General features: G+C 70.8%; 22 protein-coding genes, 2 pseudogenes and 1 CRISPR repeat array. Of the genes and pseudogenes, 7 read left to right on the top strand and 17 right to left on the bottom strand.

The features are described 5' to 3' along the window. From ACTIDRAF_RS0208985 to ACTIDRAF_RS0208955, 8 genes are all read right to left on the bottom strand, one after another. Positions 1-446: hypothetical protein (locus tag ACTIDRAF_RS0208985; protein WP_157162933.1), on the bottom strand; the 446-nt coding region annotated here is incomplete at its 3' end. Positions 447-550: 104 nt separating this feature from the next. Then, positions 551-1,105, bottom strand: a complete 555-nt coding sequence (gene cyaB, locus ACTIDRAF_RS0208980) for a class IV adenylate cyclase (protein ID WP_016698401.1) — start codon at positions 1,103-1,105, stop codon at positions 551-553. After that, the gene (locus ACTIDRAF_RS27940; RefSeq protein ID WP_016698400.1) at positions 1,086-2,150 is read right to left on the bottom strand and encodes an aldo/keto reductase; all 1,065 of its coding nucleotides are present in this window, start codon (positions 2,148-2,150) and stop codon (positions 1,086-1,088) included. The genes cyaB and ACTIDRAF_RS27940 overlap by 20 nt, the downstream gene beginning before the upstream one ends. 26 nt (positions 2,151-2,176) lie before the next feature. Then, positions 2,177-4,321, bottom strand: coding sequence for a B12-binding domain-containing radical SAM protein (locus ACTIDRAF_RS0208970; RefSeq protein ID WP_211215298.1), 2,145 nt, complete (start codon positions 4,319-4,321; stop codon positions 2,177-2,179). Positions 4,322-4,363: 42 nt separating this feature from the next. Continuing rightward, positions 4,364-4,663 (bottom strand): hypothetical protein, encoded by a 300-nt coding sequence (locus ACTIDRAF_RS0208965; protein ID WP_016698398.1) that lies wholly within the window; start codon positions 4,661-4,663, stop codon positions 4,364-4,366. 6 nt (positions 4,664-4,669) lie between these two features. Further along, entirely contained in the window at positions 4,670-4,954 is a 285-nt protein-coding gene (locus ACTIDRAF_RS0208960; protein WP_016698397.1) for a hypothetical protein, read from the bottom strand. Continuing rightward, positions 4,951-5,118 carry a hypothetical protein gene (locus tag ACTIDRAF_RS33695; protein WP_157162932.1) on the bottom strand — a complete coding sequence of 56 codons (168 nt, stop codon included), beginning with the start codon at positions 5,116-5,118 and terminating at the stop codon, positions 4,951-4,953. The genes ACTIDRAF_RS0208960 and ACTIDRAF_RS33695 overlap by 4 nt, the downstream gene beginning before the upstream one ends. Before the next feature lie 248 nt (positions 5,119-5,366). Then, positions 5,367-5,600 (bottom strand): hypothetical protein, encoded by a 234-nt coding sequence (locus ACTIDRAF_RS0208955; protein ID WP_016698396.1) that lies wholly within the window; start codon positions 5,598-5,600, stop codon positions 5,367-5,369. Between the two features lie 267 nt (positions 5,601-5,867). On the opposite strand from ACTIDRAF_RS0208955, the gene ACTIDRAF_RS0208950 reads away from it, so the two are divergent. Both ACTIDRAF_RS0208950 and ACTIDRAF_RS0208945 read left to right on the top strand, forming a co-directional pair. After that, entirely contained in the window at positions 5,868-7,103 is a 1,236-nt protein-coding gene (locus ACTIDRAF_RS0208950; RefSeq protein WP_211215297.1) for a helix-turn-helix domain-containing protein, read from the top strand. Between the two features lie 11 nt (positions 7,104-7,114). Then, positions 7,115-7,771, top strand: a complete 657-nt coding sequence (locus ACTIDRAF_RS0208945; protein WP_016698394.1) for a YdcF family protein — start codon at positions 7,115-7,117, stop codon at positions 7,769-7,771. Here the strand turns inward: ACTIDRAF_RS0208945 and ACTIDRAF_RS33690 are convergent, their stop codons facing one another. From ACTIDRAF_RS33690 to fxlM, 5 genes and pseudogenes are all read right to left on the bottom strand, one after another. After that, positions 7,772-7,918, bottom strand: a complete 147-nt coding sequence (locus ACTIDRAF_RS33690; RefSeq protein ID WP_016698393.1) for a hypothetical protein — start codon at positions 7,916-7,918, stop codon at positions 7,772-7,774. Between the two features lie 115 nt (positions 7,919-8,033). Continuing rightward, positions 8,034-8,417 carry a thiopeptide-type bacteriocin biosynthesis protein gene (locus ACTIDRAF_RS33685; RefSeq protein WP_026065918.1) on the bottom strand — a complete coding sequence of 128 codons (384 nt, stop codon included), beginning with the start codon at positions 8,415-8,417 and terminating at the stop codon, positions 8,034-8,036. Then, positions 8,369-8,982, bottom strand: a pseudogene (locus ACTIDRAF_RS34440) (lantibiotic dehydratase). The gene ACTIDRAF_RS33685 and the pseudogene ACTIDRAF_RS34440 overlap by 49 nt, the downstream one beginning before the upstream one ends. Continuing rightward, positions 8,979-9,230, bottom strand: coding sequence for an FxLD family lanthipeptide (locus ACTIDRAF_RS0208925; RefSeq protein ID WP_016698392.1), 252 nt, complete (start codon positions 9,228-9,230; stop codon positions 8,979-8,981). Before ACTIDRAF_RS0208925 ends, ACTIDRAF_RS34440 begins: the two are co-directional and overlap by 4 nt. A gap of 69 nt (positions 9,231-9,299) precedes the next feature. Then, on the bottom strand, positions 9,300-10,505 hold the full coding sequence (fxlM, locus tag ACTIDRAF_RS0208920) for a methyltransferase, FxLD system (RefSeq protein ID WP_016698391.1): 1,206 nt from the start codon (positions 10,503-10,505) through the stop codon (positions 9,300-9,302). 62 nt (positions 10,506-10,567) lie between these two features. Here fxlM and ACTIDRAF_RS27935 point away from each other — a divergent pair. Next, a pseudogene (locus ACTIDRAF_RS27935) lies at positions 10,568-10,759 on the top strand (DUF397 domain-containing protein); the annotation flags it as partial. 372 nt (positions 10,760-11,131) lie between these two features. Here the strand turns inward: ACTIDRAF_RS27935 and ACTIDRAF_RS0208905 are convergent. Together ACTIDRAF_RS0208905 and ACTIDRAF_RS0208900 are read right to left on the bottom strand one after the other, a co-directional pair. Next, positions 11,132-11,581, bottom strand: a complete 450-nt coding sequence (locus ACTIDRAF_RS0208905) for an NUDIX domain-containing protein (protein ID WP_016698388.1) — start codon at positions 11,579-11,581, stop codon at positions 11,132-11,134. A gap of 5 nt (positions 11,582-11,586) precedes the next feature. Continuing rightward, positions 11,587-12,510 (bottom strand): DegT/DnrJ/EryC1/StrS family aminotransferase, encoded by a 924-nt coding sequence (locus ACTIDRAF_RS0208900; RefSeq protein ID WP_016698387.1) that lies wholly within the window; start codon positions 12,508-12,510, stop codon positions 11,587-11,589. A 36-nt stretch (positions 12,511-12,546) separates the two neighbouring features. Between ACTIDRAF_RS0208900 and ACTIDRAF_RS34840 the strand changes: the two genes are divergently transcribed. Together ACTIDRAF_RS34840 and ACTIDRAF_RS0208890 are read left to right on the top strand one after the other, a co-directional pair. Further along, positions 12,547-12,984 (top strand): NsdA family TPR-like regulatory protein, encoded by a 438-nt coding sequence (locus ACTIDRAF_RS34840; protein ID WP_016698386.1) that lies wholly within the window; start codon positions 12,547-12,549, stop codon positions 12,982-12,984. Next, positions 12,984-13,979, top strand: a complete 996-nt coding sequence (locus ACTIDRAF_RS0208890) for an o-succinylbenzoate synthase (protein ID WP_016698385.1) — start codon at positions 12,984-12,986, stop codon at positions 13,977-13,979. Before ACTIDRAF_RS34840 ends, ACTIDRAF_RS0208890 begins: the two co-directional genes overlap by 1 nt. A 391-nt stretch (positions 13,980-14,370) precedes the next feature. Here ACTIDRAF_RS0208890 and ACTIDRAF_RS27930 read toward each other — a convergent pair whose 3' ends face one another. After that, positions 14,371-15,108 carry a VC0807 family protein gene (locus tag ACTIDRAF_RS27930; protein WP_016698384.1) on the bottom strand — a complete coding sequence of 246 codons (738 nt, stop codon included), beginning with the start codon at positions 15,106-15,108 and terminating at the stop codon, positions 14,371-14,373. A gap of 376 nt (positions 15,109-15,484) precedes the next feature. Here ACTIDRAF_RS27930 and ACTIDRAF_RS31890 point away from each other — a divergent pair, with 376 nt between their 5' ends. Beyond that, on the top strand, positions 15,485-16,498 hold the full coding sequence (locus tag ACTIDRAF_RS31890; RefSeq protein ID WP_169533966.1) for an AfsR/SARP family transcriptional regulator: 1,014 nt from the start codon (positions 15,485-15,487) through the stop codon (positions 16,496-16,498). Positions 16,499-16,534: 36 nt separating this feature from the next. On the opposite strand, the gene ACTIDRAF_RS0208865 is transcribed toward ACTIDRAF_RS31890, so the two are convergent. After that, positions 16,535-16,720: a hypothetical protein gene (locus ACTIDRAF_RS0208865; RefSeq protein ID WP_016698382.1), complete on the bottom strand. Its 186-nt coding sequence runs from the start codon at positions 16,718-16,720 to the stop codon at positions 16,535-16,537. Positions 16,721-17,243: 523 nt separating this feature from the next. Continuing rightward, positions 17,244-17,820: a CRISPR direct-repeat array (repeat unit 28 nt; unit sequence GTCGTCCCCGCGCACGCGGGGCTGTTCC). Between the two features lie 458 nt (positions 17,821-18,278). On the opposite strand from ACTIDRAF_RS0208865, the gene ACTIDRAF_RS0208860 reads away from it, so the two are divergent. Continuing rightward, the coding region (locus ACTIDRAF_RS0208860) for an AfsR/SARP family transcriptional regulator (protein WP_016698381.1) at positions 18,279-19,060 on the top strand (782 nt) is incomplete at its 3' end.

The raw sequence follows: 19,060 nt of genomic DNA, 5'->3' as shown, positions 1-19,060 counted from the left end.
CACCGGGTCCAGGCCGACGGCGTGGTGTTCGCCCTTTCCGACCGCATCACCTTGTCGATCAGCACCAGGTTGTACTCGGGGACCACGTGAAACGTGGCCAGCCGCGTTTCGGCGGTCCACGTCAGACCCTCGGTCTCGGCGGCGGTGCGCAGCATCGTGGCGATCTCGCCCGGCGTTGTCTGGTAGTCGCCGGCGAGAGTCGCCAGCCGGGTCTCCTGTGGGTCTCGCGGCGGCATCCCAGGACCGGTCTCGGTCATCTGGAAGGCTTCGCCCGCGATCGCGGCGAGGAGGCCGCCGTCGTGCCCCTGCTCCGCCGAGGTGTTGAGATAGCTGTCCCACGGGCTGGCTGCGGGGTCATACGCCGCCGGCCCCTTGCGGGGCTGGTGGTCGTTCGTCCGGGCCTGCCGATCGGCTTTGGTTCGGTTTCCCTTACCCACGCCGGTCATCGTCGCGCCTGGTCTGTTGGGCAGTCCCGGATCAGCTCGGACAACACGCGGGGCCACTCGTTCGAGTGGTCCCCGCGTCTGTGGCGTGCTCCGGTGTGGCTGTGTCAGTGCTCGCGGCCGAGGAGGATGTGTGGGTAGCCGCGGTTGATCGGCTCGCCGAGCTGAACGCCGAGGGAGGCGATGAACTGCTCCAGCTGCTCGGTGGCGTCCTCGACGTTGGCGGCGTCGGCCTTGTACTCGAACTCGACGAAGTCGCCGGCGTCGACGACGTGGTCGAACACGACCTCGACGTCGGGCAGCTTCCACTCCTCGCGGGTCTTGTCGACGGTGACCAGCGGGGTGAAGTCGAGGGCTTCGAGCAGGCGGCGGATGGCTTCGACGTCGTCGACCTTGGTCTCGTACTCGTCGGCGTGGGTCTTGATCAGCTCGTTGATCGGGTGCCAGCGCTTGAAGTTGACCGACGAGCCGCGTGCCTCGGTGCGCACCCGCAGCCACTCGGAGATGGCCTCGCGGGCGGTGAAGTCGCGGTGCGGGGCGTTGAAGTAGGCGTCGACCTGGCGGGTCGGTTCGGAGGGCTTGGCGCCCAGGGCTTCGAGCTTGGCCTTGAGCGCGGCCGGGTCGGGCAGGGCGAACTTCTTCTCAACCTCGATGTACTGCACGGGCGGGTGTCCTCTCGTCGGTTGTGTCGGGGTGGAGCAGTGCGGTGATCTCGGCGACCTCGTCCGGGTGGAGCGGGTCGTCCAGGCTGGTGAGCGTGGTGGTGATCTGCTCGGCGTCGCGGAACCCGACCAGCACGGCGGCGTCGGTGGCGTGCGCGAGCACGTAGCCCAGGGCAATGCGGGCCAGGGCGGCCGGGCTGGTGCCGAACCGGCCGCGCAGCGCGGCCAGCCGCCGAGCGATCTCGGCGAGGGCAGCAGGTTGGAAGTCGGGGTCGCGGCTGCGGTGATCGGCGAGGCTGAACCCGCGGGGCGGACGGTTCGGGTCGCGCAGGATCAGGCCCTGGCCGAGGGCCTGCTTGATGAGCACGCCGACCTGGTGGTGGCGGGCGAAGGTGAAGATGTCGGTCTCCTGCACGGGATAGCGGGGGCTGAGCAGGTTGTATCGCACGGTCACGACATCGGGCCGGACCTGGTCGAACAGCCGCAGCCAGCGGGCGGTCGCGGCGGCCCGAGGCCCAGTGCCATCGGCCCACTCGAGGGCGAAGGTGTGGGGTGCGCGCAACCCGATCGCGTCGATCATGCCCTGCTCGCGCAGCTCCCGCAGCGCGGCGACCGCCCCGTCCAGGTACTCGTCGTCGGGGCCGAAGTCGGTGCTGTGCAGGAAGTACAGGTCCAGGTGGTCGGTGCCGAGGTTGTCCAGGGTGGTGTCGAACTGGCGGCGGATCTGCTCGGGCAAGTACGGGTGCCGAGCGGTCCCGGCGAAGTAGCCGACCTTGCTCGACAACGTCAGCCCGTCGCGTCCAACGTCGCGGACGAGGCGGCCGAGCAACCGTTCGGAGCGGCCGAGACCGTAGACGTCGGCGGTGTCGAACAGCGTCACCCCCAGCTCGTGGGCGCGCAGGAGCCCGGCGTAGGCGCGCTCGGGATCGACGTCGTCCCAGCCGATCGGCACACCGCCGTTGGTGGCGGTGCCGCCGATGGTCCAGCAGCCCGCCCCGAGTGCGGAGACCTCGCGGGCCAGGCCGCGCAGGAACCGGCGCTGCATCAGGTGATCCCTCCTCTGGCTGGTGGTCAGGTGCCGCACGGGTCCGCCAGGTTGATCAGCCGCCACCCGTCCGTGGCGCTCCAGCGGTCATGCTCGCGGCGCAGGGTGTCCTGGTGCCTGCCGGGCAGGCTCTCACCGACCGGGCCGAGCGCCGGGTCCAGGTCAGCGCGCAGCTCGGCGAGCAGCCGGTCGGCCAGGCCCGCGCACTGGTCGTTGAGCTCATCGGCCCGCTCGGGTGCCGTGTCGGCGGTGCCTGCGGCGTCGACCATGCCGCCGAGCAGCCGGTACCCGGCTGTCTTGATGGTGCGCCGCAGGTCGCGGACCAGTGCATACGGTTCGCCGTCGAGGACCTTCTCCAAGCTCTTGAGGGTGTAGTCCAGGGCGAAGTTACGGTCGATCCACAGCTGCGCCCAGTGCGAGGCCACCCCGATGCGCCAGTCGGCGAACCGAGCCTGCACCCGCCCCATCGACGGATCCGCCTCCCCGGTCAACCCGGCGGCCTCGGCCTTGCGGGTGTAGGCGGCGTTGATCAGGCACTCCATCGACACCAGCATGTAAGAGATGCCGGTGTAGAACGGCTTCCCGGTCGTGTGCGCGGCGACCCACTCCTCATCGCGGACCCCGTCGACGATCTCCTCCACGCTCAACCCCGGCTGCGGGCGCAGCAGCAGGTCAGTGCGCCCCTGGAAGACGTAGGTCTGCCGCAGCTCGTCGAGGGTCATGAGCTGGTCGAAGGTGATGTAGGTGAACCGCGGCGGGACGCCAAGCGCGGTCAGGGTGCGGATGGCCAGGGCGTTCTGCGTACCGGTGGTCTCCTTGTTGAACCGCTCCAGTATCGACGTCACCCCGGACTCCACCCCGAACAGGCACCTGCGAAGACCGCGCTCGACCAGGCCCCGCCACAGGTGCGCCCGCTCGACGTGCCAGGCCCGGTCGAGGTCCAGACGCACGGCCTGGTCGACCCGGCACGAGGTCTCCCAGGCGAATCCGGCTTCCTGCAACGTGTCCGCGACGGCCAGAGCGCGGGAGACCGCGTCGTCGCCGCGGCCGATGAACTCCTCGTCCACCAGGTACAGCGTCCGGCTGACCTGCGGGTGCCGGTCGACCACGGCGCCGATCTCGCGCAGCACCCACGGCAGCGCGTCCGGTGAGGCCCCGGCCCACTGGCCCTTGTGGCCGCGCGGGCAGAACGAGCAGTAGTTCGTGCACCCCCGGCTCGATTCGAGCTGGGCGACCCCACCGCAGGCGAAGGTGCGGTCCAGCAGGTCCAGCTCCGGCCACATGTCGGTCTGCACCCGGTTGGCCACCACCGGCGTGCGGCGAGGCCCGATCGACAGCGTGCCCTCGCCCCGCGCGGCCCCTGCGTAGCCGACCCCGCGGATGTGCTGGACGGCCATGTCGTCGTGCCAGTGGCCGAGCACGTCGGCGATCGTCGGCTCACCGGCCCCGCGGCCGATGATGAGCTGCGGGTAGCGCTCCAGCAGGATCTTCTCGTTGCGCACCGTCAGGCTGCCCCCGGCGACCAGCAGCGGCGGCTGCGGCATGGCGGTGAGTTCATCGAGCAGGCGGGTCATCAGGTCGTGTTGGCCGAAGGTCGCCGAGATGCCGACGATGTCGATCTCGCCGCTGGTCGCCCGCGCGGTGATGTCGTCGAGTTCCGCGCCGAGCTGCATGTCCAGCAGCTCCACCTGCCCCAACAGGGTGGAGCGGGCCGCCCTGGCGAGGTCGGAGATGGCCAGCGGGAAGCGGGGCAGCGGGAAGTTCTCCGGGTGGTAGAGCGAGGCCAGCAGCAGCCGGGGCCGCGCCAGCCGGTGGCGGCCCTCGGCGGTGATCTCCGCCGCCGACAGCCAGCTGCCCGGATCGGCGATGAGCAGGTTGTCCTTGGTCCAGCCTGGCCAGGTCCGGGTGTCGTGCGGTTGGCCGGACAGGTCCGCGACCGTCCACGTCCCGGTCCCGCCAGGCTTCTGCTCGATGAGCACCAGCCGCCTGTCCAGCGTCCCGGTCACCACGACCGTTCTCCCGCCGGCGCAGTCGCGCAGCGCCGCGTGGAGGCGGTTGGGCTGGGCCAGAGGCGCCCGCCAGACCGCGCTGCCCACCGTGGGCATGTCGCCGGTCGCGTGCGCGATCGCCTGAACGAGCAGATCACGTTGGGACACGCCCAAATCGCGCATCGAATCCTCCGTACTGTCGGTGTTGGACGGTTTGTGCGCTGATCAGTGCCCGGCAGGCCCCGTGTCGTGCGAGGGCCAGGGCGGGGCGAGGTCATGTCGGCCGGTCTCGGCGCGGGTGTCGTGGGGGAAGGCCGGGAACAGCGCGGCCATGGCCAGCAGGCAGCAGTCCGGGCACAGCAGCTCCGGCACCGACGGCCGTAGCTCCCACAGGTCGTCCACTGGCAGCCCGCACAGCCCGACCCGGCCACTGCTGGGCCACACCACGTGCGTGCGGCCGGCGTAGAAGGCGCTGTTCGCCCGGTTGGTTCCCCACCACACCGGCGGCTCGTTCCCGTGGGTCATCGCAGGTCACCGGCTCTGCGGTCCGCGCAGGAAATGTGCGTGGTTGAACGAGATCAGCAGCTGCATCCCGGGCAGGCTCAACCCGACCGGCCGCACCGCCAGGTCGCCGTCGGGTTCGGGGAGTTGGTGCTGCAGGTAGCCGCCGCGGTCCAGGACGAGCAGCGCCGCGAACACCTCGGGCGGCAGGTCGACGGTGTCGCGGCGGCGCAGCACCGTGCGGTCGCAGACGATCAACTCCGCCGCTGCCAGCCGTAGCGCCCGGTACCGCTCAGGCGTGTAGTCCAGGCTCATCGTCGCCCACCCCGCCGCGGGTGGCCGACTTTGAGCACGTGCCCGTGCACGCATTCGTAGTAGCCGCAGACGATCCGGTACTGGCGGCAGCGGTCGTCGCCGACCGGGAAGGTCAACGCCGGGCGGGCCGCGCGCGGGCGGGCCGCCGATTGTGGAGCGCTCATCACCGAGGTGTCCTGTTCGGTCGGTTGTGGTCTGGGAATGCGGCCAGGCGGGGGATCGGCTGGGTTCTCCAGCCGGCGGAGGCGTATGGCGCGACCCGGAGCCCGGCCCGCCCAGGCATGTACAGGCGAGCCGCGAACCGGACGGTGGGCTGGTCCAGGAAGATCAGCTCTGTCTCCGGCTCGGCGCCACGACCGGCTGGGGCGCCACCGCCACCTGGGGCGCCACCGCCGGGCCGTGCGCGCGGGCTTCACGACGCGACCTGGCCGGGGACCGGCCGCAGCCGGTGGGGCTGCGCCGGGCCGGGCAGCGCCCGCCGGTTGCGTTCACGGATCTCGTCCACGTGGTGGCGCAGCTCCGCCGCCCGGCAGCGGGCCAGCCTGCGGCGGGTGCACCAGGCGTTGATCGCCCACCCGGCCAGCACCGGGGTGACCACACAGCCCAGGGCCACCGCGACCGCCACGACCAGGCCCCAGCCGGTCATGACCGGCCCCGGCCGGGGTGGGAACCTGCCGTGCCGACCGGTCGGGGCACGCCCGGCACGGTAGGAGTCGGTGCTGCTTCGTCGTGTGTCCGCTTGACCATGGGCATGGTCGCTCCCCGGTTCGCTCACACGCTGGCGTGGGACGATCTCTCCCCGTGGCCCTATGTCACGGGGAGTGCTTGGCTCAGGACGCTAGGTGCGGCGAATGTGGTGAACCGGGAGTATTTCTCTGGGTTCGTCACCACCGGAGCTGGAAGGTTGAACCTCATGCGAGGGATGACCGACGACATGACCATCGGCCAGCGTGTGGCGTTTTACCGGCAGCGCCGCGGGATGACCCAGGCCGTGCTGGCCGGGCTGGTCGCCCGCAGCGAGGACTGGCTGCGCAAGGTCGAGCACGACGTGCTCCCGGTCGACCGGCTCTCCGTGCTGCGCCTGCTCGCCACCGCGCTGGACATCTCCCTCGGCGACCTGATCGGCGAACCCGTGCTCATGGCCTGGGCCGACGAGTCCGGCCGCCGCACCGTTCCCGCGCTGCGGGTCGCGCTGATGGACCACCGCCAGTTCCTCATCGCCCATCAGCCCGCCGAGCCCCCGCGACTGGACGCCCTTGCCGGCGAGATCGCCGCGCAATGGGAGGACTACCAGAACTCCCGCTACGCCCGGCTCACCCAGCGACTGCCGCTGCTGATCACCGACATCCAGGCCGCCTGCCAGCACTACGGCACAGGCAGCGACGACGGCCTGCGCGCCCACGCCCTAGCCGCGAGCGCCCACCAGGTCGCCACCGCGTTCCTCACCAAACTCGGCGAAGCCGACCTCGCCGCGATCTCCGCCACCCGTGGCCTGGCCGCAGCCCACACCAGCGGCGACAACCTGATGATCGGCTCCCTCTACCGCTCCGTCGCCCACGCCCTGGTCTCGATCGGCGAGTTCGAGCAGGCCGTCGCGCTCACCCGCGCCGCCGCCGACCACCTCGAACCCGGCCTCGGCGACGCCACCCCGGAGTACCTGTCGGTCTACGGGATGCTGCACCTGGTCGGCGCTGTCGCCTCATCGCGGCGCGAGGACCGCACCGACACCACCACGTTCCTGTCCGAGGCCGACATGGCCGCCACCCGGATCGGGCACGACGCCATTCACCTGTGGACCGCGTTCGGCCCCACCAACGTCGCCATCCACCGCGTCACCGCCGCGATGGAACTCGGCGATGTCCAGGTCGCCGTCGACCTCGGCCCCCGCGTCGACACCCGCGCACTCCCGGTCGAGCGGCGCGTCCGGCACGCCATCGAGATCGCGCGGGCGTTCGTGCGCTGGAACCGCGCCGACGACGCCCTCGCGCTGCTGCTCGAAGCGGAGACCTACGCCCCCGAACAGGTCCGCTACCACCGGCTGTCCCGGCTGCTGGTCCGCGAGATGATCCGCCACCCCCGGCCCGCGGACCGGGCCATCGAGCTGGCGCACCGGATGGGCGTGCGCGGCACCGACCCGCGCCGCCCGTAACCTTGCCGGTCATGGCGACCACCGAACTGCCTGCGAACCTGCGTGCCGACGTCGAAACCCTGTGGGCCTACCACGACATGGGCCACCAGCCCCGCCGCTGCGACGTCGGCATCGGCCTCGGGTCCCACGACCTCGGCGTCGCCATCCACACCGCCCAGCTCTACCAGCAGGGCCTGTTCGAGCGGATCGTGTTCACCGGCGCCAACGCCCCCACCACCATCGAACGCTTCCCCCGCGGGGAGGCCGTCCACTACCGCGAACACGCCATCGAACTCGGTGTCCCCGCCGACGCGATCCTCATCGAGACCGAGGCGACCAACACCAGCCAGAACCTCACCAACACCCGCCAGGTCCTCGCCGACGCGGGTGTCCACCCGTCCTCGGTCATGCTGATCTCCCGGCCCTACCAGCAGCGACGCGCCTACGCGACCTCCCGCAAGGTGTGGCCCGAGGTCGAGGTCATCTGCTCGTCCCGGCCACTGCCACTCGACGAGTACATCGCCTCCATCGGCGACGTCGACAGGGTCATCAACATGCTCGTCGGCGACACCCAGCGCATCACCGAGTACGCCCGCCTCGGCTTCGCCATCGAGCAGGACGTGCCCGAGCAGGTGGACGCCGCCTACCAGCGGCTCGTCGACGCGGGCTTCACCAGCCGCTTGATCTAGCTACTCCGGCGCTCGCTCACCGCGGCCCAGCGCGGCGAGCCCGGCACGAACAACCTCGATCGGGGCGACGGCTACGGCGTCGTCCTCCGGGCCGGTCAGGTACACCACGTGCCCGGCCTTCGCCTGCGTGATCAACTCGCCCAGCACCTGACCGACCGTCGCTTCCGCAGCCCACTCCGGGGCCGGACCTCAGTGTCTGAGAACAGCGGCATGCCCAGAGCGTAATGCGCCAGCACGGAGACAACCCCGGGACCGCGCGCCCTCATAGCGTCCCGGACGTCGTCAGGTGGCCAAGGTGACGAATCGCCCGTACTGGAATTGCTGGACCGATGGCCACATCGAGCAGGCTGGCCGCGGTCAGGGCCTGCCGGTCGGGCCCGCCGGTGGCCGTGCAGGCCGCCAGTTGCGCGACAGCGGCCCGGGAGTCCGCGGCGAAGTACGCCTCAACGGCCTCCCATGCCTGGGGGCCGCCGAAGCGGGCGGTCTCGGGGAAGTCGGTGTCCCACTGAACCCGGGCCAGCAGCCCCGCCCGGCGCAGCCACCCCGTCCAGGTGCCGATCGCCGCGGCGGCGTCGGCGTACCGGCTGTCGGGGACGGTCAGGCGCAGCCGCAGGTGCTCGTCGGGGTCACGGTAGGCAGGAACCACCACCGCACCTCGCCCGCCAACTGGTGGAGCAGGTCCGGAACGTGGCGGGCGAGGATGCTGGCGTCGCGGTCGCGGTGTGCGTAGAGCTTGAGGAGGAACCGCCCGTCGCAGCCGGGCAGACGACCGTGCTCGCGTCCCGTCACCGGGGCGTTGCCTGGCCAGTACGGCTCCTTGACCGGGCGGCTGGTGGTGGTGAGGGGGATGGTGACGTCGTGGGGATGGCCGTTGATCCAGCCCGCGTCGGCGGCGGACTCGGCGCGCAGGACCGCGCTGCCGTGCCGCCGCATGTGGGTGTACAGCAGGGCCCGGTGGGAGGGCTCGGCCAGGTCCAGGCGGAGGCGCTGGTCGGCGTCGCCCAGGTATACGGCGCCCGGCACCCGCATCTGGTCGCGCCGGGCGGACAGGGATCGCTCCCACCGACCCCGGCGGTGGTGGGGCCGGCGAGGTCGGCGGCGGTGAGGCGCCAGCGGGCCGGGGAGAGGATCGTGCGTCCGTAGCGCAGGGCCGGCAGGAACGGCAGGCTGGCTGCCGTTCCCCAGTCGAAGGTGGTGCACGGGACGCTCATGGCGTGGGGGCTTCGGTGAGGAACCGCACCAGCGGATGGGTGCGGCGGGTGGGCTCCACCGCGTTCGTCGAGCAGGCGGACTCGCAGGTCTGACCGCAGCCGTCGTCGGTCATTTGGATGAGCCGGTCGGCCTCGGGGCCGGTCTCGACGATGGAGACATCCAGGTCCCAGCCGTCGACCTGGCCCCCGGCCGGGGCCTGTGCTGTCGCGGGGACCGTAGACACCGCTTCTTTGGACTGCACGGACACAACAACCTCCCTTGAGAGTCGGGTGGTGCACACAGCCCTGCCCCCGGCTCCCCGCCAGGGACAGGGAGCCTAGGACCAGGAGACCTCGACGGCTCCCAGTCGCTTCGCCACGATCCCTGCGGACGGCTCGGCCGCCCCTTCGGGCATCGGGGTGTACCGGATGTCGGCGGCACCGCGCCGCCGGTGATGGGCCGCCCACCGCCGCAGCAGTGCCACGTACCGCTCGGCGACTGCCTTGGCTCCGGGCCCGTGAGCGAATACCCCGCTCTCGAAGCCGCCGGTCGCCTCGTTGGGCCTCTTAGCCCGGTACGCGAAGCTCCCGCCGGCCATCAGGGCCGGGACGCCGCGCGCCACCGACAGTGCGAGCACGCCCTCGTCGACCAGGTCCTTGCTGCCGTGCAGCATCACCATGTCCGGCGTGCTGGTCGCCAAGAACAGCTCCAGCTCGTCGGGCAGGTCGAACGCGGCCCCGGACCAGACCTCCAAATGCGGCGACCGTACGGCGGCGGCCAGGGCCTCGATGTCGAACTCCTGACGCTGGTCGTCAAGTTGCAGAGCGACCCCGTCCGTGACCGTAAGCAGCCGCTCGGTGTAGGCGCCGCTGCCCTGCATCGGCACGAAGCCACACAGTCGGTAGCTGGCGCTGACGAGATCGGTGGAGTCGCGGTCGAATGCGAACGACCGGGTGATGCCCCGCATCCGCAGCGGGACGACGATCCGGCCCCGGTCAGACATCTGCTCCCGCCAGGCAGAGGGAATGTCCCACGCGCCCGCGGTGACGATGATCCGATCGAACGGCGCGTGCTCGGGCACGCCGCCCTCGGCGTCGGCCAACACCACCTGGACCCGGCCGTAGCCGGCCGCGTCCAGGCAGCGGCGGGCACGCTCCACGATCTGCTCGTCGATGTCGGCGCTGACCACCGTGCCCGTCTCCCCGACCAACTCCGCGAGCAGGGCGGCGTTGTAGCCGCCGGAGCCCACCTCGAGCACGCGCATCCCCGGCTCGATCTCGGCCTGCTCCAGCATCACCGCCTGGATATGCGTGTCAGACAGAGAGCTCAGGGCGTTGCCGTCGCCGTCGCGCTTGATCACCAGGGCCTTGTTGGCGGCATACGCCGCCTCCAGTGGCTCGCCCTCCGCGAACAGGTGCCGGGGCACTGCCGCAACGGCCTTCGCGACCGCCTCGGACTGGAAGACGCCCATCTCGTGGAGCTCGCTCACCATGGCCGCGCGGAGCGAGACCGCCGCGTCGTCGGTTTCTCGAACCGTAGTCATGAAATCACCCTGGGCAACTGTGGTCGTCTTACGAAGGCCACCCGGTGCACGTTCGATAAGGGAGCAGCTTCTCGGGTAGCGGTGGCCCAGGGGGCGGCAACTGCGTCGAGGTGGCCCCGCTCGCCAACGGCACCATCGCGATGCGCAACAGCAAGCACCCCGACGCGGGCGTCGTGTTCTTCACCCGCGCCGAGATGGCCGAGTGGATCAAGGGCTGCAAGGCCGGCGAGTTCGACGACCTCGACACCCAGTGACCTGGAGCAGGCGCACCGTGGACGCGGTGCGCCTGTCCCCAGTGATGGAGCCCGCGGTGGCCATCACCGGGATCGGGAGCGCGAACACCAACGGCACCCGCAGCGCGGCCTCCCCGACGAAGCCCATGCCACGCGGTAGCTGGCCGTTCGCGGGCGCCGGTGATGGGGAACGTGAGGGGCAGATTCTCAGTTCGGGGATCGTGTTGAGGTCAATGCCCTAGCGGGCGTAGATCGTGAAGAGGGTTCCGTCTCGTCGACCCGCACTCCTTGGATCTTTCCGAGAGTCGTGGCTTGGGGTGCCAGCTTCCTCGTCCCCGGATAGCCCATGCTCCCCGCGTCCTTGAGGCGACGTGGGGAGCATGGAGAGCGGCCTCAGGCAGCACGCAGCTGCTTGTACTTGTCGAACACCCCCTTGACGGCGTCGGTCACGGGCAGGTCCTCGTTCAGTGCAGCCCACACGTAGGCGTCGTGTTCGCTGAGCCTGACCTCACCGGCATCAGCCACGACGACGGCGAAGTTGAACTGCCTGCTCTTCTTTCCGCTGCCCGAGGTGTAGTCGAAGCTGCCGATGTATTCGGTGATATCAGTGGTGGCGAGACCGGTTTCCTCCTGGACCTCGCGGACGGTAGCAGTGTCAAGGTTTTCGCCACTCTCCACCTTGCCGCTGGGCAGCTCGAAGATGCCGCCCATGAAGTCGTCTGCGGGACGCTTGAGAAGCAGCACCTTGTTGTGATTCTGTACGATCGCGCCGACGACGAGTTGCTGAACGCCGTCCTCAGCGGCCTGAGCGGTGAGTTGAGCGAGCACGGAAGCGTCGATCATGGAACCTACCCTAGTAGTTCGGTGTGGTGTTCGATCACCTTGCGCAGTCCATCGATGTAGCGATCCACCAGCGGCAAGTCCTCCTCCCGGTGCCAGACGGGCAGCTTCAGGGTGTGCTGCCAGATCTGCTCGGCCACGGGAAACTGCCCCTCGCGGTATGCCACCCGTTTCCGGTGCGGGTAGTGCGGGAACACCGGCGCGGGGTCGCGGAACAGCGGGAACCGACTGAGTGGGCAGATCGAACCGGGCTGATCAACCTCCTTGAGTCCTTCCGCGAGCAGCGCTTCATGAAAGCGCTTGACCGGGAGGCCGCCCAGTTCCTCTGGAACGTAGGTCAGCGGCAGGCCGTACCAGGCGGGCCGTACGCCGTCCGGGGTCCTCGGCACGGCGATGCCGGGGAGCTCGCCGAGCTGGTTGCACAGGTAACGGGCGACGTTCTCCCTTCCGTTGAGGTAGTCGTCCAGCGAACCGAGCTGATCGAGAGCGATGGACGCGGCCAGTGGGTGGATGCGAAACTTCAGCCCCATACCGGTTACGGCGTAGGGGTGCATCGGGCTGGTGGCGGGGATCTCGTTTCGGCACCGCTTGTTGTAGTGACCGTGTAGCAGGACGCGGTGGTACACATCGTCGTCATCGGTCAGCACGAAGCCGCCTTCGCCTGCCGACAGGGGCTTCGGACCGTTCATCGAGAAGGCGGCTGTGTGACCGAACGTGCCAACCTTCTGGCCGTGGACGGTGGCGCCGTGGGCGTGCGAGGCGTCCTCTAGCAGGGCTAGGCCGTGACGGTTGGCCAGGGCGAGCAGTGCGTCGATGTCGGCCGGAGTACCCCAGAGGTGCGTCACCATAATCGCCGTGGTCTTGTTGGTGATTCGCGCTTCGACCTCTGCCACCGACATGTTCCCGGTCTCGTCGGAGTCGGCCAGAATCACGCGCTGTCCGGCGATACCACCGCCACCCGCACGGCCGTGTTGAAGGCCGAGCGGCACTACGAGCGTGCGCGCATCGACGAGGAACCCACCTGGCTGGCCTTTTACACCGAAGCCGAACTCGCAGCCGATCTCGGCCGATGTCTGCGCGACGTGGGCGACCCAGACCAAGGCGCCAGTTTGATCAAACAGGCGTTGGACACCTATGAACCGTGGCGGGTGCGCAGCCGATGCTTCGTCCAGGCTGACCTTGCCCTCGCTCACCTGGCCAGCCGTGATCTGGAACAGGCCGCCTCCGTTGGACGGGACGCCGTGCGCATGGCGCGGCAGGTCAGCTCCAACCGTGTCCTCGACAGGCTCCATATGCTGCAACGGCGGGTTCGTCCGCTGAGTAGCACCTCATCGGACGCGCGCGAGCTGGACGACCGCATCACCGATGTGACCCGTACCCACCGAGACGAGGACACCGCCACCTGATGACCACCGGAATCGACTTCGAGGGTGCCCGCATCTACGCGATTCCCATGCGTGCCCGCTTTCGGGGCATCACCGTGCGCGAGGGGATGTTGCTCGAAGGTCCTGCGGGGTGGGGCGAGTTCTGCCCCTTCTCCGACTACGACGACACCGTGTCGGCGGGGTGGTTGTCGACGACCATCGAGCAGTGCGCCATTGGCTGGCCGCCAGCCGTGCGTGACCGCATCCCCATCAACTGCACCGTGCCCGCCGTCGGCCCCGAACGGGCCTATGAGATCACCGCGAACTCGGGGTGTCGGACCGCGAAGATCAAGGTCGCTGATCACCCCGAGTCGCTCCCGGAGGACCTCGCTCGCGTGGAAGCCGTTCGTGCCGCACTCGGGCGGGACGGCGCGATCCGGGTCGATGCCAACGGAGTCTGGGACACCGACACCGCCGTGTCCCACATCCGCCAGCTGGACAAGGCCGCCGGCGGGTTGGAGTACGTCGAACAACCCTGCCGTACCATCGAGGAACTCGCCATCGTCCGGCGGGCTGTCGAGGTCCGGATCGCCGCCGACGAATCCATCCGCCGCGCCGACGACCCACTACGGGTGGCCGTCGCGGGCGCAGCGGACGTCGCGGTGATCAAGTGCACCCCACTCGGTGGCGTCCGTCGCTCCTTGCGGGTCGCCGAAGCCGCCGGGCTTCCCTGCGTGGTCTCCTCCGCACTGGAGACCAGCGTCGGTCTCGCCGCACAGGTCGCCCTCGCCGCCGCACTCCCCGAACTGGACTTCGCCTGCGGCCTGGGCACGCTGTCGCTGTTCGAGAGCGATCTCGTGTCCGGCCCCGGCTCCCTGCGGGCAGTGGACGGCTTCCTTCCCGTGCCTCGCACGCCACCAGCCCCGGACCCCTCATTGCTCGCTACCTACGAACTCGTCGAGCCCGAACAGGCCGCGTGGTGGCGCGACCGGCTGGCCCGCGTGCGCGCGGTGCACGGCGCGGACCGGTCCGGCTGATACGAGCGTGAGGGCGGCGGTCCGCGCGGAAACACCCGAGGAGCTGATCGTCCCTGCTGGGTTCCGCGTTGGTGTGGCCTCACTGATCGTTCGAGCTTGTCGTACGCCCAAGGGCAGAGGAGGGCGCACGACCAGGACGTCGCGTGGGCCTCGGCGCTCCTCCTCATCCAGCAGCGCAAGGGCCGCTGCTCGCCGGTGGTGTGCGGAGTGGCGGTGGCACGCTCGTCCAGTGTGTCCGCGAAGAGCCGTGCCCGGTGTCTCGCATCCCGCGCAGCGGCAACCGGGCGGGGTGTGGGTCGCTTCCCGCAATGGCGCGCACTCGACGTGCTTCGGTGGGGGGCGGGAAGTGCGGGTGTGCCAGCGCAGGCCCGGGTGGCCCGCACCGGTCCGGTCAGCCGCTCGTCGTCCGGTCCCGCGCCTCGGTGTCGACTGGGTGGGCGTTCTCGCGGTCCGTTCCCGCCGCTCCGGCGGCATCGGCGCGTTCGATTTCCTGGACCCGTAGTTCCCGGTGGGGCCCGTACCACAGCGTCCACGCCAGCAGGCCCACGATGAGCAGCGGTGTGCCCAGTGAGCCCACCGTGGCCATCACCGGGATCGGGAGCACGAACACCAACGGCACCCTCAGCACCGCCTCCGCGACGAAACCCAACCCCCACACGGTGGTGGTGAGGTAGAAGAGCCGGCGGAAGTGCGGGCTGGCCCGCCACCGCTCATCCCACGCCGTGGACTCCGCCGCGTCGAGCCCGGCGAAGCGCTTGGACGCCGCGTAGAGCAGCGGGCGGCGCAGCAGACAGGTCAGCAGGAACAGCAGTCCGGTGGCGGCGGTGCCCACCGACTCCTTGAGCAGCAGGAACCGGGCGTCGCCCGTGACGAACGACAGGCCGAGGCCCACGGCGAAGGTGGCCGTCATGAACAAGGCGAACGCATCGAGCCGCCGGGTGCGCAGCAGGACCCAGCCCAGTCGCAGGCCGGCGACGAGCGTCCCGGCCAGCAAGGCCAGGTAATCCCCGGCCCCGGCCCACCGGAACACCAGGTACGCCGACACCGACAGACCGGCGTCGAGGAACACCCCGCCCAGAACCCGCGCGGGGCGGACCGGCGAGCGAGGACGCCTGTCGTCTCCGCCCACTCGGCCTCCTCCCACCGCTCCCCGCGCTCGGGCACGTCCCCGGCCATTGTCGACCGCCGCACCGCCAGAAGCCCCCGGAGACCTTCCACCGCCCGGTCAGCGCCCGCCCACCGGTTACCGCCGGCTGGCGCCGACGGTGGAAACACGCACTGTCACCGGGGTGGCACGAATGGCTAGCGTGCCCGGTCCACGGGGCCACCGCCGTTCCGGTGACCGGCGGTGGCCCTCCCATCGGGGTACCGCGCTCCGTCGGGTCCGGCCACGACGGGACGGGGGAGCGGGCCGGCGGACCCACGGCACACGGCGCGGGACGACCCACCACGACGGCGGAGCGACGGCACTGGACCGACGCCTGATCCGAAAGCGGGGCCGAAAGATGCGAATTCGTGTACTGGGCGCGGTGCGGGCGGAGGCGCGGGGTACGGCCCTGCTGCTCGGCGGCCCGAAGCACCGCGCGGTCCTGCGCTACCTGGCGCTGCGGGCGAACTCCGTCGTGTCGATCGAGGAACTGCTGGCGGCCCTGTGGCACGGCGAACCACCGAGGACGGGCCGGAAGATGATCCAGAACACGGTCTCCGAGCTGCGGGGAGTCCTGGCCCAGGACGACGATCCCTCGGGGGGCGCGGTGCTGCTCACCCACTCCCCGGGCTACCTCCTGCGCATCGACCCCGACCGAGTCGACGCCGGCCTCTTCCGGCGGCGCGCGGAGGACGGGTTCCGCCTCCTGCGGGGCGGGGAACGGCGCGAGGGCCTCGACCGGCTTCGTTCGGCGCTGGCGGTGTGGCCGGCCGGGCCCGCCGACGCGGAGGTGGGTTCGGTGGAGGCGGGCTGGACCGAGTGGCGTGAGCTGCTGCGGCTCCGCCGAGCCGTGGAGGAGCGGATCATCGGGGGGAGCGAAGTGGACGGTGCCCTGCCGGCCGTGTGCGCACCGGACGTTCGTCTCCGAACCGGGTCCGCTTCGGACACCTCGTCCGGGGAGCCCGGAGCGGACGGTACCGGTGGCGGCGGAACGGCAAGCGTCCTGCTGGTGACCGCCGAGTTCCCGGCCAGGCCCGGCGAGGAGCCCGCCGAGACGACCCGTCGGGAGGCGGCCGCCGCAGCCCTGGTGCACGCGCACCTCCGCGCCGCCGGCGGGCGGGTTCACCTCGAGTTCGGGTCCTTGGTCGTGGCCGTCCTGCCCGCACCGACCGCCGACGCTCGTGCGGTGGCCGACGGCATCCGGACGGACCTGACTGGGCGGGAGGACGGTAGGGCCTGGATCGTCTCGGCGGTCGTGCTGCCGGCCGGCCCGGCGGCGGAGCCCGTACCGGCCGCCCTGGTCGACGAGGGGGTTCGCCTGCTGTCGGAACGGGGACGGGGGATGGAGGCGACGCCGGCGGCGCCCGTGTAGGCGGAGTTGAGGAAGTCACACTGCCGAATCGCAGCGTCACGAGGCCAGCCGGGCCGTGTCGTGGGTCCACCTCGTAGCCGTAACCACGGCGTCCTTCGACCTCACGGCGGAGATCGTCCGCCGGTCGACCTCCAGGAGTCGGGCGAGCACTTCGCCAGGGACGGGGTGTCCGCCCCGCAGGGTCGCCAGCAGGGCGAGGGAACGCTGGGTCACCTCGGCCACGAGCCCGGGGGGTGGCCGAATCTAGGGCAGTTCCTGACCTGAATTCCGGGAGAAGGCGAGTCTGCGGACATCGGAGGGTGGCTGCTCCCCGTGGCTCGCACCACCGAACCGCGCGGCGTGGACAGCCCGCTCTGGTCGAATGTGCCAGTGGTCGTGAAGACCAATGCCCGTGGTTCGAGGTGCGAGCGGACGAGAACTCGCAGGTCAGCTGGCGGTGCGGGGAGTGGGCGCTCCGGGGCGCGGGAGTCGTTGTCGTGGATGTTCCACCAGGTGCGGCCTGACTTGGTGGAAAACACGAAATGCGGACAGTTCCTTGCTCGCGGGCTCGCGTGGTCGAGCCGACACGACTGCCGGACCAGGAAGCCGGGCCGCGACAAGCCCGATCGAGCGGCAGCGGGCCAGGTGAACGGCATGGCGGGGGCACGGCATACTGTGGGCAGGGAGGATCTGTGCGATGCGGGAGACCGTCAGGAAAGTGAATGAGAATCGGTCGTGTCGCTCGTAACGTCGCAGGTCAAGAAGGGTCGTCCCCGCGCACGCGGGGCTGTTCCGCCGCCGCGCAACCGCTCCTGAGCCTCCCTGTAGTCGTCCCCGCGCACGCGGGGCTGTTCCTTGAACACGCGATTCTAATTCCCGGCATACTCCGTCGTCCCCGCGCACGCGGGGCTGTTCCGCTGACCGGCAGCCGGCTCTGTCTGCGAACGGGGTCGTCCCCGCGCACGCGGGGCTGTTCCCTCCGTCTGGAGTTGAACCGCACGTGCGAGCAGGTCGTCCCCGCGCACGCGGGGCTGTTCCCACCGCTGCTGGCTCGCCGCGAAGGACCTGCCTGTCGTCCCCGCGCACGCGGGGCTGTTCCCGACGGCCTGGGGGCGGCGACCAAGGCAACGGCGTCGTCCCCGCGCACGCGGGGCTGTTCCGGTCCGGCTCGATGCTGCGCGCAGCGCTGGCCGGTCGTCCCCGCGCACGCGGGGCTGTTCCGTCTGCACCGCCGACCGGCCGGTGTCCTCCATGGTCGTCCCCGCGCACGCGGGGCTGTTCCCGGGCGCGGCTGGCCGCTGGAATCCTGCAGGTAGTCGTCCCCGCGCACGCGGGGCTGTTCCGGGCAAGCGGGCGCGGGTGGTGCCCCTGATCGAGTCGTCCCCGCGTCCCCCTGGCTGATGTGGGCAGTGCCCTTGGCCGCGAGGTCGTGATCGCGGAGGAGGCGAGCCGCGCCCCGCCAGCGGTGTCCCACGACTGTTCGTGGCAGGCGTCCCAGGGTTCAGCCGGTCGCCTGGTCGCGGTCTCCAGGTGCGGTACCTCGGCGACGGGGTGGAACGGCGCCACCCGGTGCGGGGCTCCTCCTGTCACGACTGTCCCGACGGTGGTTCCGGGCGGGCCATCCGCTCGCCCGGGACGCGGAGAGCGACGGCCCACCAGGCTGTGGTCACGGATGGTGATGATCAGGTGGTGCGATGTTGGCCAATCACCGATTCGCCAACGAGGTAGTGAGGTTTTCCTTACTGGTCGCGGACATAACGTTCCCCCAGCAGGGGGGTGTTGTACCGACAGGAGGAGGACCATGGAGTTCGGAGTACTGGGGCCGCTGTCGGTGTCGCGAGGTGGCGCACCGCTCCCGGTGTCCGGAGTGCACCAACGTGCCGTTCTTGCCTACCTGCTGCTCCACGGCAACGAGGTCATCCCCACCAGCAGGCTCCTGCGCACCATGTGGGGCGACAACGCGCCACGCACCGCGCGGAAGATGTTGCAGAACGCGGTGTCGGGTCTGCGCGGGATGCTCGCCGCCGAGGAGGACGCACCGATCCTGCTCACCCACGCCCCCGGCTACCTGCTCCAGGTCGACCCGGCGCGCGTCGACCGCCACGCGTTCACCGACCTGGCCGAGCGGGGCCGCGCCGCCCTGCGAGCCGGTGACCCCGCCGGCGCGGCCGAGTCCCTGCGCCTGGCCCTCGGGCTGTGGCGGGGAGAGCCCCTGGCGGACCTCGTGGAGCTGGGGTTCGACTGGCCGGAGCTGAACGTGCTCCGGGAGGCCCGCGCCTCCGCCGTCGAGGACCGGTTCGAGGCGGAACTGGCCCGGGGACGGCACCAGGACGTCGTCGGTGAGCTCGAACTCGCCGTCACCGCGGACCCCCTGCGGGAACGCCTCTGCGGGCTGCTGATGCTCGCCGCGTACCGGTGCGGCCGGCAGCACGAGGCGCTCGCCGCCTACCGGTCCCTGCGCGCCCGGCTGGTCGCGGAACTCGGCGTGGAACCGGGGGAGGCCCTGCGCACCCTCGAACGGGACATCCTCAACCAGCGGCCCGAACTGGAACCGCCCACCCACGTCGGCGGGCCCGCCGACGT

Origin of the sequence: Actinoalloteichus spitiensis RMV-1378 (genome assembly GCF_000239155.1) — a bacterium.
Lineage (GTDB): Bacteria > Actinomycetota > Actinomycetes > Mycobacteriales > Pseudonocardiaceae > Actinoalloteichus_B > Actinoalloteichus_B spitiensis.
The sequence above is the reverse complement of the archived record's forward strand: the minus strand, read 5'-3'. Positions and strand labels throughout refer to the sequence as shown.

What these genes read in the sequence shown, in the direction of transcription:
- ACTIDRAF_RS27940 (WP_016698400.1), bottom strand. Translation starts at nt 2,150, where the DNA reads ATGCAGCGCCGGTTCCTGCGCGGCCTGGCCCGCGAGGTCTCCGCACTC.
- ACTIDRAF_RS0208970 (WP_211215298.1), bottom strand. Translation starts at nt 4,321, where the DNA reads ATGCGCGATTTGGGCGTGTCCCAACGTGATCTGCTCGTTCAGGCGATC.
- ACTIDRAF_RS0208965 (WP_016698398.1), bottom strand. Translation starts at nt 4,663, where the DNA reads ATGACCCACGGGAACGAGCCGCCGGTGTGGTGGGGAACCAACCGGGCG.
- ACTIDRAF_RS0208960 (WP_016698397.1), bottom strand. Translation starts at nt 4,954, where the DNA reads ATGAGCCTGGACTACACGCCTGAGCGGTACCGGGCGCTACGGCTGGCA.
- ACTIDRAF_RS33695 (WP_157162932.1), bottom strand. Translation starts at nt 5,118, where the DNA reads ATGAGCGCTCCACAATCGGCGGCCCGCCCGCGCGCGGCCCGCCCGGCG.
- ACTIDRAF_RS0208955 (WP_016698396.1), bottom strand. Translation starts at nt 5,600, where the DNA reads ATGACCGGCTGGGGCCTGGTCGTGGCGGTCGCGGTGGCCCTGGGCTGT.
- ACTIDRAF_RS0208950 (WP_211215297.1), top strand. Translation starts at nt 5,868, where the DNA reads ATGCGAGGGATGACCGACGACATGACCATCGGCCAGCGTGTGGCGTTT.
- ACTIDRAF_RS0208945 (WP_016698394.1), top strand. Translation starts at nt 7,115, where the DNA reads ATGGCGACCACCGAACTGCCTGCGAACCTGCGTGCCGACGTCGAAACC.
- fxlM (WP_016698391.1), bottom strand. Translation starts at nt 10,505, where the DNA reads ATGACTACGGTTCGAGAAACCGACGACGCGGCGGTCTCGCTCCGCGCG.
- ACTIDRAF_RS0208905 (WP_016698388.1), bottom strand. Translation starts at nt 11,581, where the DNA reads ATGATCGACGCTTCCGTGCTCGCTCAACTCACCGCTCAGGCCGCTGAG.
- ACTIDRAF_RS0208890 (WP_016698385.1), top strand. Translation starts at nt 12,984, where the DNA reads ATGACCACCGGAATCGACTTCGAGGGTGCCCGCATCTACGCGATTCCC.
- ACTIDRAF_RS31890 (WP_169533966.1), top strand. Translation starts at nt 15,485, where the DNA reads ATGCGAATTCGTGTACTGGGCGCGGTGCGGGCGGAGGCGCGGGGTACG.